The organism is Parabacteroides acidifaciens, assembly GCF_003363715.1.
In the GTDB taxonomy this organism is placed as follows: domain Bacteria; phylum Bacteroidota; class Bacteroidia; order Bacteroidales; family Tannerellaceae; genus Parabacteroides; species Parabacteroides acidifaciens.
In genome coordinates this window covers 1-17672 of sequence record NZ_QREV01000018.1, presented here as the reverse complement: position 1 = coordinate 17672, position 17672 = coordinate 1, and the positions used below count along the sequence as shown (strand labels likewise).

The window sequence follows — 17672 nt, the reverse complement described above, 5'->3', positions numbered from 1 at the left end:
ATGAAAGCAAGAATCAGTATTTTAGTTGCCATGTCATGTCTGGCACTCTCCGGCATGGCCCAAAATGAGAAACTGACGGAATATGTCAGGCCATTAGTGGGAACTGACGGTTTTGGTAATGTATATCCCGGGGCGCAGATCCCGTTCGGCGGTATCCAGATTAGTCCTGATACGGACGACAAGTACTACGATGCGGCGGCCGGATATAAATATAACCATACTTCCATCCAGGGATTCAGCCTGACGCATCTCAGCGGAACGGGGATTCCCGACTTGGGCGATTTCCTGTTTATCCCGGGAACCGGGGAGATGAAGCTGGAACCGGGAAGCCGGGAAAATCCCGATGAGGGTTATCGATCCCGCTATACGCATGATAAGGAGTGGGCGTCCCCGAATTATTATGCCGTCCAATTACTGGATTATGGTGTAAAAGCGGAAATGACCTCCGGATTGCGGAGTGGAATGTTACGGTTTACCTATCCGAAGTCGGACAAGTCTTTTATCATGATCGATATGGACCATACCTTATGGCAGAAATGTGAATGGGCTAATCTGCGTATTGAGAACGATTCGACCTTAACAGGCTATAAGTTGGTGAAAGGGTGGGGGCCGGAACGCCACATCTATTTTACCGCAGTCTTTTCCAAAAAGTTGGACGGTCTGCGCATCATGCAGGATAAAAAGCCGGTGATCTATAATACGTCCCGTTTCAGAAGCGATCGCGAGGCGTGGGGAAAGAACCTGATGGCTTGCCTTTCTTTTGCAACGGAAGAGGGAGAGGTTGTAACAGTAAAGACTTCAGTTTCTTCGGTCAGCACAGCCGGAGCCATGCGGAATATGCAGGAACTGGACGGCCTGACATTCGACGGCCTGAAAGATAAAGGCGTGGATCTGTGGGAAAAAGAATTGCAGAAATACCGGGTAACGGCAGACCGGAAAACAAAAGAGACCTTCTATACCTCTGCCTATCATGCGGCCTTGCATCCCTTTGTATTCCAGGATTCCGACGGCAGCTTCAGAGGGTTGGACAAGAATATCGAACAGGCCAAAGGCTTTACGAATTATACGACTCTTTCTTTATGGGACACTTACCGGGCCTTGCACCCCTGGTTCAATCTGGTGCATCAGGATGTGAATGCCGATATAGCCAATTCCATGCTGGCTCATTACGACAAAAGTGTGGAAAAAATGCTGCCTGTCTGGTCTTTTTACGGCAATGAGACCTGGTGCATGATCGGTTATCACGCGGTCTCTGTGCTGGCAGATATGATTGTCAAAGGTGTGAAGGGCTTCGATTACGAACGGGCCTACGAAGCGATGAAGACGACGGCTCAAAACAAGCATTATGATTGCTTGCCCGATTATATCCGGAATGGGTATGTCCCCTTTGACAAAGAGGCCGAATCTGTTTCCAAGACACTGGAATATGCTTACGACGACTATTGCATTGCGCAGGCGGCTAAAGCATTGGGGAAAACGGATGATTATCAGTATTTCCTGAACCGCTCTTTGTCTTACCAGACATTGATTGATCCGGAAACAAAATATATGCGCGGCCGTGACAGCCAGGGGAATTGGCGTACTCCGTTTTCTCCGATCGCTTATCAGGGACCGGGTTCGGTGAACGGCTGGGGAGACATTACGGAAGGATTTACCATGCAATATACCTGGTCTGTCCCGCACGATGTGCAGGGATATATCAACCTGGCGGGTAAAAAGCTTTTCGAGAAACGGCTGGATGAACTGTTTACGGTGGAACTGCCTGAAGATATCCCGGGTGCACACGATATTCAGGGACGTATCGGCGGTTACTGGCATGGGAATGAACCTTGCCATCATGTCGCCTATCTCTATAATTACCTGGGCCAGCCCTGGAAGTGTCAGAAGTGGATACGCGAAATCGTCGACCGTTTTTATGGAAACGAACCGGGTTCGCTGAGCGGTAATGACGATTGCGGACAGATGTCGGCCTGGTATATGTTCAACTGCGCCGGTTTTTATCCGGTGGCTCCGTCCAGCAACATCTATAATATAGGATCTCCATGTGTCGAGGCGCTCTCGATCCGGATGAGCAACGGGAAAGAGATCCGGATGACAACGGAAAACTGGTCCAAGGAGAATGTCTACGTAAAAGAATTGTATGTCAACGGCAAGAAGTACGATAAATCTTATCTGACCTACGAAGACGTGCAGCCCGGAATCACCCTGCATTTCGTCATGAGCAGCAAGCCGAACTACAAGCGCGCCACCTCCCTCGATGCCCGCCCGGCCTCACTGTCGACTCAGGGAAAGACGATGCTTTACCGGAAACCTGTTGTAGAATAAGAAGCAGGTATAGAGAAAACGCTGATTAAGCTGATTTTAACGGATAGCAATATTAAATCCGTTTAGATCTGCTTAATCAGCGTTTTCTTATACTTCTTGCTGTGTTCCTTGTTTTTCTTAATGTTTATCTCTACTTTTGTATCACATTAGAATCTACCAGATCTTTTAACTATGTTGCTAAAAAATCAGTGGAAACTTCTTTATCTGGTTTATTAACTATATGTGTAGACATAAAAAAACCCGGATTCATCACCAGCATCTAATATCTGGGAGAGGAATTACCGGGACTGCACTGCAAAGATAACCTTATTATGACGTATAACAAACAATTTTTTGAAAAAGTTTTTTCCACCAAGCGAATGGAAAGATACTTTAATGCTCACCAAGATGAACAGAAAGCTATTTTACATTATCAATGCAATGTCGAATTATCTGAGGCTTTTTATGTCTCGCTTTCTACGTTTGAAGTTGCATTAAGAAATGCTTTAAGCCGAGAATTACAGACAATGACGGGAAGGGAAGATTGGTATGCCATATTCCCAACAATGCCGGGGCTTGTTGGACTAAATAGATATATCACTCAAGCAAAGAAACAAATTGTTGGACGTAATGAACCTATTCTTGCATCTAAAGTTATTGCAGAACTTACCTTGGGCTTTTGGGTATCGCTGCTTAACAGTGAATATGAGCGCATATTATGGAAAGATCTTCGTCGTGCTTTTCCTTATCTCCCGAAACATTTACGACAGAGAAGAACTGTTTCTGCTCCGCTGAATTCTTTGAGATCATTTAGAAATAGAATTTTCCATAATGAGTCTATCTGTTGGAATTTAGATAGAGTAGAAGCTATCCATAACGAGATAATTCAAGTGATGGGGTGGATCAACAAAGATATCCCTGGCTGGATTGAGCCTTTTGATCGGTTTACTTCTGTAGTTAGCAAAATAAGTATAGTAATGAACTGGAGTAATAATTGTAAATCAGGACTCCCTGAGCCAACAAAAGAAAAAAGCTATACGATTGCAGAGAAACAGAAAGAGAACCCTAAGGCATATTTACCTTGGGATGTGGAAGCTGATAATGCACTAAAAAGACTTTATGCAGAAGGTTATGGTATTGATGAGTTGGCAGGTTTGTTTGAGCGAACAAAAGGTGCTATTAGATCTCGATTGAGAAAATTGGGATTAGGTGAGGATTTCGATCCGGGATCATTTCTGTGAGAATTATTTCTCCTTTCGATAAATCTGAATATCTTTGCATCTAAGTGATAGATTGGATAATCTGAATACTTTATAACAAATAAAATACAGGATAAATCGATATGGAAGATCAGGAAATAAAGGATAATGTGTCGCAGTTAGGAGAAGTGAGCGAAAGCTTTGTTGATGTGGAAAATGCGGATTTATCCATTAATAATGATAATTCTTATACTATTTATCCGAATGCCGAAGTTCGGGTGGAAAAGGCTCAGTTCAGTATTTTGCATTTACAAACGCTTTGCATGAAGAGAAAGGAGTTGGTTATTAATCCTGATTTTCAAAGGAATGATGTATGGCAACAGAGGCAAAAGTCTGAACTGATAGAATCTATCCTTATGGGAATACCTATTCCTTTGATGTATTTGTTTGAGGATAAGAATGGCAAGAAGCAGGTTGTTGATGGTCGGCAAAGGATTGGTGCAATTCTGAGTTTTCTGGAAGAAGGGTTTAAGTTGAATAATTTGAAAATATTGCGTCAGTTGAATGGTGCGTTCTTTAGTGATTTAGATCCTAAATTGCAAGGCGTATTTGAAGACTATCAATTGTTTTTCTATATCATCCAACCACCAACGCCTGAACGCGTGAAGTATGATATTTTTGATAGAGTAAACAGAGGTGGTACATCTTTGAATAAGCAGGAAATGCGAAATGCTTTATATCGTGGACGTTGTACAAATATGATATATAATTTAAGTCGGTCGTATGAATTTTTAGTAGCAACAGGAGGATCTATTAATACTGCAAGAATGAAAGATCAGTATATAATCTTGCGGGCAATAGCCTTTCTGATGCTCCATCGTGGTGAGTTTAAAAATATTCCGGCTCTTCAATACCGGGGAGATATAGATGATTTTCTGGCTCGTTTTATGATGTATATAAATGATGATGCGCCTGAAGAATTGATTGTAAAATATGAGAATCTATTTCTCCAGTGTATGTCGGTCAGTTATGCTCTTTTAGGAGAAAACGGTTTTCGTTTTTCTGGGAATGGAGTAAGAAGGCCTATAAATATGCCACTTTTCGAAGCATTGACTTACTTGTTTTCTTTTATACCTAAGGACATTGATTATACATGGGCTTCTAAGCTCTTATTAGATATAGAAGATGTGAAAGATGAGTTTGATAATTCCCGCTATTTTTCGGGCAATATTGACTCAACAACGAGTGTTTTTTTTCGGTTTGAACGTATGGACAATATAATAAGCAGGGTACATCTATGATTAATCATATACAAATAGAAGACTATAAATGTCTTCATGATGAAAGCTTGAAAATAAAGCCTTTTACGATAATAACAGGGGTTAATTCGGCGGGCAAGTCAAGTTTGATACAATCTGTATTACTTCCAGTCCGCAAGGCTGGGAAAAACGGGCAGGTCTTGTTAGATAGTATTGTGAATTTGACATTTGATGCTATTCGAAATAAATATTATAATGCAAAAAGTGTCCGGATCAGTCTTGATATAGACGGTGTTCCTATTATGTATCATGGGACAAATGAACACTCTATGCTTTTTCTTTCACCGGAGGAGGATGCCTGTTTGCCGATTGATATAGAGCAAAACTTATATTATTTATCTGCAAATAGAATTGGGGCGGAACTACATTCTAAAATTTCACCGCAGTTTAAAGTAGGTGTTGTTGGCGAGTATATATTAGGTTCATTCGAGAAAGAAAAATCCAATCCATTGATACCGGAATTGATTAAAAACGATTCTTCTTATACTTTATCAACCCAGGTAAATTATTGGTTATCTTATATATTAGATACACCAACCGAATTGCAGACAGAACGTCGTTTGGATGATGTGGTTGAAGTTCAATATAAAAGTGACGGGCTGGGAAATATTTCTCCTTTCCAATTAGGAGCCGGGGTTAGTTATTTGACCAAAATGTTGATAATGTGCCTGCGTGCAAAAAAGAATGATGTTATTCTCATCGAGAATCCTGAAATACATCTTCATCCGGCCAGTCAGGCAAAAGTGGGGGAATTTCTGGCTTTTATAGCAAAGGCCGGCATACAGGTGATAATTGAAACACATTGTGAACATCTTATATATAAGGTGGGCTATGAAGTTTATAAAAAACGTTTTTCGAAAGATAATGTAACCATTTTATATAAAGAAGGAATCCAGAATCCGTTTGTTGTAATCGACTTTAAAGAGGATGGAAAGTTCACCTGTGACTTTCCTGAAGGTTTTTTCGATGCAACTTTGGCTGAACTGTTAGAAATGGAGTGATATGGGAAAATATAGCTTTGTATTATCTGATACTTTATATAAACAATATTATTTATTTAAGGAGCATCAGGACTATGATAAAGATATTATTATGCATTTGCTTAAATTCCGTTGCGGCGAATTCCTTACTAACACTAAGCAATTGGATGATATAGGGATTGGTGAGAGTGTGTCGAAGGAACTTTATAACTCTTTAAAATATGCCAGACTCACAACGCAAACATTAGAGGAGTTGGCAGGCAAAACTGATTACAAACTGATCTTATGTAATGACAGAACGGATTATCCGTATGTCAATATCATGTCTGATAAGATAAGCTGTAATATCACTGGTTGCTTTTATCGGAATATTCCCAGAGATAAAGCTGTTTTGCATATCAAAGCTTTATGCCGGGAAGCGAAAATGATATGTCTGTATGATCAGTATCTGAATAGGAGCACGGATGCCTTGAAGTTGATTTTGCCAAACAAAAAAGTAGAACTGATCTATCATTCAAAACATTTGGATATGAATGATATTGCAGATTTGCAAAAGTATAATTCTCTATGGACTTTTATCTCAAATGATTCATTGTTAACTCATCATGATCGGTATGTAGTAATCGACAATAGAATGGAAATTATCTTATCAAGCGGCTTTAAGTATTTGGAATCGACGATGAAGGAGTTAACTTATGTGATCAGACCGATACAGGAAAACCGGTTGATTATGCAAAAGTAATTAAAATCTATCTGCCCGATATGCACAGGCTGGAGTGGCTGAAGAAAAATGTGGAATAAAGAGCTAATCGCCTATGCTTATCTTTCACGATTGCAGAAATATTCGTATATTTGCATCGCTTTAAGATATGGATCAGATAATTTCTAAATAAATCAGATTAAGAAATGACAAAGAGTGCATTACAAATTGCAAGAGCAGCTTACCAGCCAAAGGTTCCCGCTGCATTGAAAGGCGCTGTAAAAGCCGTTGACGGTGAGTACACACAATCAGTTGCCGATCAGGACGAAATCAAGAAATTGTTCCCGAACACGTACGGAATGCCTGTCGTTACTTTCGAAAAAAGTAGCGAGAAGAAAGCGATGCCGGCTATGAACGTTGGTGTGATCCTTTCCGGTGGTCAGGCTCCTGGCGGTCATAACGTGATTGCAGGTCTGTTTGACGGCATCAAGGCTACTAACAAAGACTCTCGTCTGTATGGCTTTATCCTCGGACCCGGTGGTCTGATCGATCATAAATATATGGAACTGACAGCTGACATCATCGACGAATACCGTAACACGGGTGGTTTCGATATGATCGGTTCAGGCCGTACGAAACTGGAAACAAAAGAACAGTTCGACAAGGGTCTGGAAATCTTGAAAGAATTGGATATTAAGGCACTGGTTATTATCGGCGGTGACGACTCTAACACAAACGCCTGTGTGCTGGCTGAATATTACAAAGCCATCAATGCCGGTGTACAGGTTATCGGTTGTCCGAAGACGATCGACGGTGACTTGAAGAACGAACAGATCGAAACATCTTTCGGTTTCGACACGGCTTGTAAAGTATATTCGGAAGTGATTGGTAACATCCAGCGCGACTGTAACTCAGCCCAGAAATACTGGCACTTCATCAAACTGATGGGCCGCTCGGCTTCTCACATCGCACTGGAATGTGCTTTGCAGACACAGCCGAACATCGCGATCGTATCGGAAGAAGTGGAAGCAAAGAACATGTCTCTGGACGATATCGTTACCTATATCGCAGAAATCGTTGCAAAACGTGCTGCCGACGGCAACAACTTCGGTACGGTGCTGATCCCCGAAGGTCTGATCGAATTCGTTCCGGCTATGAAACGCCTGATCGCCGAGCTGAACGACTTCCTGGCTAAACACGATGCCGAATTCAAGATGATCAAGAAAAGCGAACAGCGTGCCTATATCATCAGCAAGCTGACAAAAGAAAACTCCGATCTGTATGCTTCTCTGCCGGAAGGCGTGGCACGTCAGTTGTCTCTCGACCGCGACCCGCACGGAAACGTTCAGGTTTCTCTGATCGAAACAGAAAAGCTGCTGTCTGAAATGGTTGGCAACAAGCTGGCTCAGTGGAAGGCCGAAGGCAAATATGTTGGTAAGTTTGCTGCACAGCACCACTTCTTCGGTTACGAAGGACGTTGCGCTGCTCCGTCTAACTACGATGCCGACTATTGCTATTCTTTGGGTTACACGGCTTCTTGCCTGATCGCTTCCGGCAAGACAGGTTATATGTCATCCGTACGCAACACGACTGCTCCGGCCGACAAATGGATCGCAGGCGGTATCCCTGTCACCATGATGATGAACATGGAAAGACGTCATGGCGAAATGAAACCGGTTATCCAGAAAGCCTTGGTTAAACTGGACGGCGCTCCTTTCAAAACTTTCGCTGCCAACCGCGACGAATGGGCTTTGACAACAAGCTATGTCTATCCAGGTCCTATCCAGTACTTTGGTCCGACAGAAGTTTGCGACCAGCCGACTAAGACGTTGCAGCTGGAACAGGCTAAATAATATAATCTCCAAATATATTATGATAATGATAGAGGTAGGGCGTCAGGCTTTACCTCTATTTTTATATGTAAATTAGCGAAAGCTCTATCCCGATACTGACGGCATTTTACAGATAAAATTGATCTTGATTCCCTGTACAGCGTATTTTGGATTCCTTCTACAGGATAATTGGTTGTTTATTTTTGAGTATGGGTTAGTTTATAGTAGGGAAAGATATAGTTATCTCTTATATATGAGATTGTTATTTGTAGGTTCTTTATTTCTTCACAATCCCTTCCAGCCTCCCCATGTTCTTCCTTTTCGTCGTCTTCATGATCAGGAACCAGTCGATAGGGTACCAGAAGCCGAAGCCGCCTCCTGTAAACAGTTTGCAGAGGCCTTTGCCCCAGTCACCGATGAGGAAACGGTCTACGCCGAACATCCCTAAGAAGATGGAGGCGAGCAGTATCTTGACTGGACTGTTGAAGTGGGTTTGCTCTAAAAGGATCTCCTTCTCCGGCGAGAGGTCGAGCAGCCGGTGAATGGGTATTTCATAATCGGGAAATTTGCTTTCGTTGGCAAGAAGGAACTTGTCTACTTTTTCTGCTTCCATAATATATTAAGATTTTTTCTGGTAAAAGACGATCCCTTTCCGCTGGATATGCTCCATCAAATCCGGATTTGTCAGCTTGTGAAAGAGAGAAATGTCGAATTGATAAGGTAAGAGCAGGTCGTCAATTGCCCATGTTATTTGATTTATATCACTATGAGTCAGTTTTTCGCCGATCAGTGTGAGGTCTACGTCCGAGAATGGTTTGTAGTTGCCTTTGGCACGTGAGCCGTAAAGCAAAACTTTCTCGATCTCCTTGTACCGGGCAAAAAGATCACATAGTTTATTGATTTCCGTATCTGTAAGTCCGTATTTCATTTGTCGGTCATATTATCGGACAGGGATAACATTTTATCTTCAAACCGACAGAACAGCGGATAGTAGGTCTGCACAATCGCTTCGTATATTTCGGTTGCCACATCATCGTCATAGTTGTGTGAGGTCAGATTGCGGTCGTTGATCGTATTCATCCATTGCTTATCATCGATAATGCCCATTTCCAAGGCTTTCCGAATGGCGTCGCGCGAGCCGTGAATGTCGGTGTATCCTTGATATTCGGCATAGTCTTTCATTACTTTCCATGAGAGTTCGTGCGTGTATTCGAAGCGCTGTATCAACCCTTCCTGCAGAAGTTCGTCTATCTCTTCGGATAAATCTTGTTGCTTTGAAACCAACTCTACAGCCTGGCGCAGTTTGGCCAGTGCTTTGCGGTAATTAGAGAATCGTTGCAGCCAACGTATGTCTTGTTGTGTCATATCTATAATTGCGATTTGTACAGGCAAATATAGTTATTTTCCGTATCTTTGGACTCCGATAATCATTAAAACAACAATCTTATGTTTTCAGGAATTGTAGAAGAAACAGCTCAGGTCGTAGCGATCGAGCATGATAAAGACAATATTCATATCACAATGAAATGTTCTTTTGTCGATGAATTGAAAATTGACCAGAGTGTGGCTCATAACGGTGTTTGCCTGACTGTTGTCCGCAAAGATGGGGATACCTTTACAACGACTGCCATGCGCGAAACCCTGGAACGTTCCAACCTGGGGCTTCTGAAGCCGGGTTCGCTGGTGAATCTGGAACGCAGCATGATGATGAATGGCCGTCTGGACGGACATATCGTGCAGGGGCACGTGGATCAGACTGCCGTTTGTACGGACGTCGAAGATGCGAACGGTAGCTGGTATTATACATTTGAATATCCGTTCGACAAGGAAATGGCCGCGCAGGGATATATAACCGTAGAGAAAGGTTCCGTCTGTGTGAATGGCGTGAGCCTGACGGTCTGCAATTCAAAGCAGAACAGTTTCCAGGTGGCGATCATTCCTTACACGCACGACAATACCAACTTCTGCCAGATCGAGAAAGGCACGGTTGTCAACCTCGAATTTGACATCGTAGGGAAGTATATCAGCAAGATGATGCAATTCAGATAAACGGGTTTATGGAGATGTCTCGTCTTTGATGATGCATCTCCTTTTCCAGATTCCCGTTTTATAATAGATGAAGGTCACGATCAGCCCGATCGTGATGCTTGCCACGATAGCCCACCAGATCCCGCTTCGTCCTAACCATGAACTGAGGTAATAGGCGAGGGGAATGCGGATGATCCAGAGACATACCAGGCTGGTTACCATTGGAAACAAGGTGTCGCCGGCTCCACGCAACGCCCCGTTGTAGACGTTCAACGCCCCGTGAACGATGAAGAAACCGCAGATAATCAACAGATATTCCTTCCCGATAACAATCACATCCGCGTCGTTCGTGAAGATGCGCATCATGGAGTCGCCAAACAGATAGACGGCGGCGAATGTCAGCAGTCCCAGCGCGATATTGGCGTACATGGTGAACCTCAATCCTTTTTTGACCCGGTCCAGTCGTCCGGCTCCGATGTTCTGCCCGCAGAATGCTGCCAATGCGCCGGATAAAGTCAGGATTGCCTGCGTGATGATCGTGTCTATCTTTCCGGCAGCTCCGTAGGCTGTCAGCGTGTTGGTCCCGAAACTGTTTACGATCCCTAATAGGGCGATCAGTCCGAGGGCGATAGCGCATTGCTGCACGCTGGTCGGCAGGCCGATCTTCAGGCTTTCTTTGAATAGCTTGCCGTCGAACAGCATATCCTGCTTTTTGATGGAGAGTAGGGGATGCGTATTGTTTACGTAGGCCAGGGCGACACACATCCCGATTCCTTGCGCGATGACGGTCGCACGGGCGGCTCCTTCGATGCCCCATTTGAATACGAGGATGAAAAGCAAGTCGAGCAGGATGTTTAGGATGGTCGTGATTAATATAAAGATCATCGGCCGGACGGATTCTCCCACGCCTCGGAGGATCGAGATAATACTATTGAATGTCACGAACAGGAATGTCCCTCCGATATAGATCCGGAAATAGGCGACGGCCTGCGGGATAACCTCTTCCGGCGTGTTTGTCAGGCGAAAAACCGGCTCGGCAAAGATAATCCCGCCGATGGATAGTATAACGCCCCCCACCAGCATAAAGATAAAGAAGGAAGAGAAGGCGAGTTGGACTTTCTGGAACTGTTTAGCCCCGAAGAGTTGCGAAATGACGACACTTGTCCCACTTCCGACGCCGATCACAAACGAGATGATAAAGTAATAGATGAAAAAAGAAGCCGATACGGCCGCCAATGCCTCTTTCCCTAAGAACTGTCCGACGATAACGCTGTCGGTTACATTATAAAGTTGTTGCAACAGATTCCCGATCAGAAGCGGCAGTGCAAAGCGAACGATCACTTTCCACACTTTCCCCTTTGTAAGATCCGTATTTCCTTTACTTTTATTCATCTCCCTTTTTAATTGTCAATTGTCAATTATCCATTGTCAATTGTTCAGAGGTCTTTAAGAAGAATTGTGTCATTTGCCTTAATCATATCTTCACGGGTTTTCAAAAGGGCTTTCCATTCTTTGCTGAATAATTTGGAAGTGTCGATCTTGAAATTTTCGGAGCCGTATTCGTCCATGCGTGTCAGCAGGTAACTAACCGTGATCTTGTTCACGTCGATTGCCGGTTGGTAATGGACAACCCGTTCGTCGTCTCCGTAGTTGACCTCGATAATGATGTTCAACTCGGTCAACAGGTAAAGAATTTGCGTGGTGATACGGATCGGGATGCGATAGGCATCCGACAATTCGTCAGCTGTGTAAGGTTTCTCGCCTTTCACAAATCGTTTGACGATCAGCGAGGCAATCAGCAGTGTGAGAAAATCTTTATAACGCCGGCTGATATTCTTGCTGTCCCGTTCGAAACTGAATTTCTTTACGTTCTGGGACGCATACGAAATTTCCGCACCGAAGAGGCAGATGAGCCATGACAGTTGCAACCAAAGTAACAATAAAGGCAGGGCGGCAAAGCTACCATAGATAGCATTATATTTACTCACCCAAATCTGTCCGCTGATATAGATAAACTGGAAAAACTGGAAAGCGATACCGGCCAGGAATCCGGCAACCAGCCCATTGACAAACCTGACTTTTGTATTGGGCAGCGAAATATAAAGCCCTGTAAATGCTAAGATCGTAATGATGTAAGGCGCAATATTCAAAATCAGCTCGACCAGGGGAGTAAAGAAAAAATACTGGCTGAGGAATGAATTTTGCAGCGTAGACAGGAAAATGGATAAACCGCTGGAAGCCGTCATCAGTACGGGCAGGATCAGGAACAGGGCCAGATAATCGGATATCTTCCGGTACCAGGGGCGTGATTTTTGTATCTGCCAGATGTCGTTGAATGTATCTTCTATGGAGGAAATCAGGTTGATAACCGTATAGAACAGCAGGATCAGGCCGACTCCGATGATCACTCCGCCTTGTGCTTGTGCCAGATAACTCTCTACGAACTCGAAGGCCTTGTTCAATTCAACTTCATGTCCGGGAAAATAGTCGAACAGCTCTTGGCGGACTGTCCCCTGAAAACCGAACCCCTTGGCTATGCCTAACAAGACAGCTAAAAGCGGTACGATAGATAACAATGTACTATAGGTGAGGGCAGAGGCTTTTGTTTGCAGATTCTCATTCCGGAAACCTCTGAAGGCGAGTATGATTGTTTTAATGATGTTGATATAAAGTTCTTTCAGCCCGCTTACTTCATTTTCGGTAATCCGCCAAATGTCGTAAGTTACAAAACGGATCGTTCTTGTCAGTAAGGCATTAATCCGTTCTCCGAACGTCTTTTTATCAGCTGTCTTCATATTTTAAATGTAAAAAAGCAGTCTGCCTGTAAGCCGGGTTCTGTACTTCCGTTTGCACGGAAGCGTCTGCCATTTATCTCGTCTTACTGTCACCAGCAAGCTTTAGCGGTCTACCCCCCGGCATCGGACGAGCAATCCTACATGCGCCGGTATACATGACCTTACAACCCATAAGACGTACGGCATCCTATATTACTATAGGACCCGGTGAGCTCTTACCTCACCTTTTCACCCTTACCGGACGAATCCGGCGGTCGTTTTCTGTTACGTTACTCTACCCTCGCGGACAGCTTCCCGTTAAGAAGTATGGTGCTCTGTGTTGCCCGGACGTTCCTCCCATCCCAAGGGATGAGCGACAGACCGGCAGACTGCAATGGGACAAAGATAGGGCTTTTAAATTGAAAATTAAGAATTGGGGATTGAGAATTTGGAGATAGGGGTGGGGAATAACGGCTGTTTAGGTACTTTTCTTATTGCCAATTATCGATTATCCATTGTCAATAGGTTCGAACTTTCTGCCGTTCTTACTGTTATATTATTGAATACATGACCATTTGTCAGTCGCTTGATTGTTAAAAAGGTACTTTGCATTACACAGTACTGTTAAGTGCAGTTAAGCCCTTGTAAGTCGCCGTTAAAAGTGATAAAAAAACAATCGCAAATGGAATAATCGCACGTTTTTTGAGTTTTCTTTGTCGAAAGAAAAGTGTTAAATTTAAACGTTTGATAAAATAAAATGAGTATGAAAACAATGTGGAAGAATGTGCTTGGAATTGTTCTTATAGCAGCCATCAGTTCAGGTGTTACTGTTGGAACGACCGCTTATCTGGCAAGCAAAAACAGCCAGCCGGTGCAATATGCTACGGGAGTTGAAAATACGTTTAAGCAACCGTATAAACTCACGAGCTTGGGAACAGTTGCTGCTGAGAATACGGATTTTACTACCGCAGCGGAAAGTACGGTTCATGGCGTTGTGCATATTAAAGCTACAACTAACGCTAAACAGTATGCTGACAGAGGTAATCAGCAATATGTCGATCCGTTCGAATATTTCTTCGGATTCGGAGGACGTGGTAATTTCCAGCGTCCGCAGCCGCAACCGCGTGTAGGGGCTGGTTCCGGAGTTATTATTTCAACGGACGGATATATTATAACGAATAATCATGTGATCGATGGTGCGGATGAATTGGAAGTGACGTTGAATGATAACCGCAAGTTCTCTGCTAAGCTGGTAGGAACAGATCCGACTACAGATATCGCTTTGATCAAGATTGATGCGAAAGACCTGCCTACGATTCCGTTTGGTGATTCTGAAAAGTTGAAAGTAGGAGAGTGGGTATTGGCTGTAGGTAATCCGTTCAACCTGACTTCTACGGTTACAGCCGGTATCGTAAGTGCAAAAGGTCGTGGTATTTCTATGGGAGGAGGCGATAAGAGCAAGATCGAATCGTTTATCCAGACTGATGCAGCTGTGAATCCGGGTAACAGTGGTGGTGCGTTGGTGAATACGAAAGGTGAACTGGTCGGTATCAATACAGCTATCTATTCCGAAACAGGAAACTTTGCCGGATATTCGTTTGCAGTGCCTATCAGTATTGCAGGAAAGGTTGCAAATGACCTGAAGCAGTATGGAACCGTACAGCGCGCTATTCTGGGTGTTCAGATTATGAGTGTTGGTGATATTGCTGATATGTTGAGTTATCCGAACTTGCCAAGTGCACAGAAAGAAGAATTGAGTGCTTTGAAATCAAAGATAAAAGTGTCTGAAGGTGCGTGTGTGGCAGACTTCCCTGATCGCAGTACAGCTAAGGAAGCCGGTATTGAAAAAGGTGACGTGATTGTTGCTGTAAACGGAGTGAAAGTGAAATCTGCCAATGCTTTGCAGGAACAGATTAGTAAATATCGTCCGGGCGATAAAGTCCAGGTGACGGTAGACCGTAATGGCAGCACAAAAACATTTAATGTAGAACTTCGTAATGCACAAGGAAGTACGGCCGTTGTGAAAGGAGGCGGTGACAGTGCAGAAGTTTTAGGAGCCGCTTTTAAAGCGTTGACAGATGATCAGAAACGTGAATTAGGTGTAAGCTATGGTATTGAAGTGACCGGTTTGCTGAATGGCAAGTTGAAAGATGCCGGTATTAAGAAAGGCTTCATCATCATGGTAGTAAACGATCAGAAGGTTACATCTCCGGAACAACTTGAAAAAATAGTTGATAAGGTCTTGAAAGGCAACACTGATGATCGCTACATCGTAGTGAAAGGTTTCTATCCGAATGGACGTACAAAAGTATATGCTATAGATCTGGCCGAATAATAAAATAACGTTATATTCGTCTTATTTGGCGGGAAGATTGTTAAAGGTTTATAATTGGCTGGGTGTAGGGTGCATCCAGCCAATTCTGTCAATAAAAATAATATTATCTTTGCACCCTGATATTCTCAATATAAAAACATTGGATGAGACAGTTAAAGATCACAAAGTCCATTACCAATCGCGAAAGCGCTTCTCTTGACAAGTATCTTCAGGAAATAGGCCGTGAAGATTTGATCACAGTAGAAGAAGAAGTAGAATTGGCACAGGCTATCAAAAGAGGAGACCGGAGAGCATTGGAAAAATTAACCAGAGCGAATCTGCGTTTTGTCGTATCTGTAGCTAAGCAATATCAAAACCAGGGATTAAGTTTACCTGACCTTATTAATGAAGGTAACCTGGGGTTGATTAAAGCAGCTGAAAAGTTCGACGAAACAAGAGGGTTCAAGTTTATTTCTTATGCTGTATGGTGGATTCGTCAGTCTATCTTGCAGGCTTTGGCAGAACAGTCAAGAATTGTGCGTCTTCCGTTGAATCAGGTAGGTTCGTTGAATAAAATCAGCAAAGCCTTCTCTAAATTCGAACAGGAAAACGAACGTAGACCTTCTCCAGAAGAACTTGCAGATGAGCTGGACATACCAGTAGATAAGATTTCGGATACATTAAAAGTATCAGGAAGACATATCTCGGTAGATGCCCCGTTCGTAGAAGGCGAAGACAACAGTCTTTTAGATGTGCTTGTTAACGATGATGCTCCTATCGCTGATCGGTCGTTAATGAACGAGTCATTGGCAAAAGAGATTGATCGAGCACTTGCTACATTAACCGAAAGAGAATGTGAGATAATCAAAATGTTTTTCGGTATAGGCTGTCAGGAGATGACATTGGAAGAGATTGGCGACAAATTTGGCCTCACAAGAGAGCGCGTCCGCCAGATCAAGGAAAAAGCAATTAGAAGACTAAGACAAGGAACGCGTAGCAAGCTCCTCAAATCGTATTTAGGTTAACCTCTCAGGAGGAAAACAAAAAAGGATTAAATGCCTCTTATCCGTTTAGGGTAGGGGGCATTCTTTTGTTATATCTATATACTCATTTAATCCAATAGTTGTTGTAAAATCCAAATGGGGCTTATTGTAAAAAACGCATTTTTTAGGATGAAAAGACATCCGAAACCAAACAAATGTTAATCCGCTTTTCCGCCGTCAAAAAGGGACTTTTTCCTCTTTTTTGAGCATTTTCCCCAATTGCGACCGTCCTCTTTGCCATTACGACCGTGCTAATATGTAGTGCACTCGGCAGCTCGCAAAGATTAGGACGGTCGTAATGGCGATTTGGACGGTCGTAATTAGAAAGAGGACCGTTTTCAAGGCGAAAAAGCCTCTAAATTTCCTTGCGATATTTGGAACGCCGTCCGTTTTATTTTCAAATATTCGATTCTCCGGGAGTTAAGGTTTATCATTTTGTCGGCATTTCTGCTTTTCTGTAGCCAAATTGTGTGTGTATAAGGACGCCCTGCGCATCTCATTTCTTCTATTGTCAGACAAAAGCACTAAATCTGTGAAAAGAGACACTTCAAAATGGATCAACATTTCAGATGAAATAGAAAAACAGTCGGAAAAGGGGTTATTGTAAAGTTTTGTCGTTGATTACGTACTTTTATCCTTTTACACCCTGTCTCTCCCTATCTGGAAAGTCGGTATTGTTTATTTTCTTTCCCGTACATTATATAGTAATAGTAATTCTTGATTTTCCCACTCATTTCGATATTTGAAAAAAGTTTTCCCCGTAACGTGCAATATACCAGCGACTCCCGAAAATTCATTACATTCCGGTTAAAAAATAGTCTTGAAAAGATTTGGAAGTTATGTTGTAGAGCAGTACTTTTGCATCCGCATTCGAGAGAGAACGCTGGTCTATAAGTGATGAAACAAAAACTTTTGAAAAAAGTTCTGAAAACGTTTGGAAGTTAAAATAGAAAGTTGTTATCTTTGCACCCACGTTCGCTAAACGAAAACGCGACAAGTTCTTTGAAAGATTTACATATCAACAAGTAGTACAAGAGACGTATAGTATAATACGAAACATACCGTCAATAACTACAATAAATAACGAGATTCTGAGCAAAGGTATAAAAAACAATTTAACAACGAAGAGTTTGATCCTGGCTCAGGATGAACGCTAGCGACAGGCTTAACACATGCAAG

The 17672-nt window shown here is 43.0% G+C and carries 14 protein-coding genes and 1 other RNA gene; 9 read left to right on the top strand and 6 right to left on the bottom strand.

Going from position 1 to position 17672, the window contains the following annotated elements; all coding sequences use genetic code 11:
* From DWU89_RS09490 to DWU89_RS09465, 6 genes are all read left to right on the top strand, one after another.
* Window positions 1-2325, top strand: a complete 2325-nt coding sequence (locus DWU89_RS09490; RefSeq protein WP_115499407.1) for a GH92 family glycosyl hydrolase — start codon at window positions 1-3, stop codon at window positions 2323-2325.
* A gap of 311 nt (window positions 2326-2636) precedes the next feature.
* Complete coding sequence (locus tag DWU89_RS09485; RefSeq protein WP_244205887.1) at window positions 2637-3545, top strand: hypothetical protein; 909 nt, start codon at window positions 2637-2639, stop codon at window positions 3543-3545.
* 101 nt (window positions 3546-3646) lie between these two features.
* A complete protein-coding gene (locus DWU89_RS09480; RefSeq protein ID WP_115499406.1) occupies window positions 3647-4804 on the top strand; it encodes a GmrSD restriction endonuclease domain-containing protein in 1158 nt (385 codons plus the stop codon).
* A complete protein-coding gene (locus DWU89_RS09475; RefSeq protein ID WP_115499405.1) occupies window positions 4801-5823 on the top strand; it encodes an AAA family ATPase in 1023 nt (340 codons plus the stop codon). The genes DWU89_RS09480 and DWU89_RS09475 overlap by 4 nt, the downstream gene beginning before the upstream one ends.
* A gap of 1 nt (window position 5824) precedes the next feature.
* Window positions 5825-6544 (top strand): hypothetical protein, encoded by a 720-nt coding sequence (locus DWU89_RS09470; RefSeq protein ID WP_115499404.1) that lies wholly within the window; start codon window positions 5825-5827, stop codon window positions 6542-6544.
* Between the two features lie 164 nt (window positions 6545-6708).
* A complete protein-coding gene (locus tag DWU89_RS09465; RefSeq protein WP_115499403.1) occupies window positions 6709-8355 on the top strand; it encodes a diphosphate--fructose-6-phosphate 1-phosphotransferase in 1647 nt (548 codons plus the stop codon).
* Between the two features lie 256 nt (window positions 8356-8611).
* On the opposite strand, the gene DWU89_RS09460 is transcribed toward DWU89_RS09465, so the two are convergent.
* Genes DWU89_RS09460 through DWU89_RS09450 form a run of 3 tightly spaced genes read right to left on the bottom strand, consistent with a single transcriptional unit; the run spans window position 8612 to window position 9699 of the window.
* On the bottom strand, window positions 8612-8947 hold the full coding sequence (locus tag DWU89_RS09460) for a TM2 domain-containing protein (protein ID WP_115499402.1): 336 nt from the start codon (window positions 8945-8947) through the stop codon (window positions 8612-8614).
* A 6-nt stretch (window positions 8948-8953) separates the two neighbouring features.
* Window positions 8954-9262: a nucleotidyltransferase domain-containing protein gene (locus DWU89_RS09455; protein WP_115499401.1), complete on the bottom strand. Its 309-nt coding sequence runs from the start codon at window positions 9260-9262 to the stop codon at window positions 8954-8956.
* The gene (locus DWU89_RS09450) at window positions 9259-9699 is read right to left on the bottom strand and encodes a nucleotidyltransferase substrate binding protein (RefSeq protein ID WP_115499400.1); all 441 of its coding nucleotides are present in this window, start codon (window positions 9697-9699) and stop codon (window positions 9259-9261) included. Before DWU89_RS09450 ends, DWU89_RS09455 begins: the two co-directional genes overlap by 4 nt.
* 81 nt (window positions 9700-9780) lie before the next feature.
* Between DWU89_RS09450 and DWU89_RS09445 the strand changes: the two genes are divergently transcribed.
* The gene (locus DWU89_RS09445) at window positions 9781-10383 is read left to right on the top strand and encodes a riboflavin synthase (protein WP_115499399.1); all 603 of its coding nucleotides are present in this window, start codon (window positions 9781-9783) and stop codon (window positions 10381-10383) included.
* A 6-nt stretch (window positions 10384-10389) separates the two neighbouring features.
* On the opposite strand, the gene DWU89_RS09440 is transcribed toward DWU89_RS09445, so the two are convergent.
* The 3 genes from DWU89_RS09440 to rnpB all read right to left on the bottom strand — a co-directional run bounded on the left by DWU89_RS09440 (window position 10390) and on the right by rnpB (window position 13529).
* Complete coding sequence (locus DWU89_RS09440) at window positions 10390-11754, bottom strand: MATE family efflux transporter (protein ID WP_115499398.1); 1365 nt, start codon at window positions 11752-11754, stop codon at window positions 10390-10392.
* A 44-nt stretch (window positions 11755-11798) separates the two neighbouring features.
* Window positions 11799-13157: a YihY/virulence factor BrkB family protein gene (locus DWU89_RS09435; RefSeq protein ID WP_115499397.1), complete on the bottom strand. Its 1359-nt coding sequence runs from the start codon at window positions 13155-13157 to the stop codon at window positions 11799-11801.
* A gap of 13 nt (window positions 13158-13170) precedes the next feature.
* An RNA gene (gene rnpB / locus DWU89_RS09430) (RNase P RNA component class A) lies at window positions 13171-13529 on the bottom strand.
* 370 nt (window positions 13530-13899) lie between these two features.
* Here rnpB and DWU89_RS09425 point away from each other — a divergent pair.
* A complete protein-coding gene (locus DWU89_RS09425) occupies window positions 13900-15471 on the top strand; it encodes a Do family serine endopeptidase (RefSeq protein WP_115499447.1) in 1572 nt (523 codons plus the stop codon).
* Window positions 15472-15614: 143 nt separating this feature from the next.
* On the top strand, window positions 15615-16475 hold the full coding sequence (locus DWU89_RS09415) for a sigma-70 family RNA polymerase sigma factor (protein ID WP_005641668.1): 861 nt from the start codon (window positions 15615-15617) through the stop codon (window positions 16473-16475).
* Window positions 16476-17672 lie beyond the last annotated feature (1197 nt).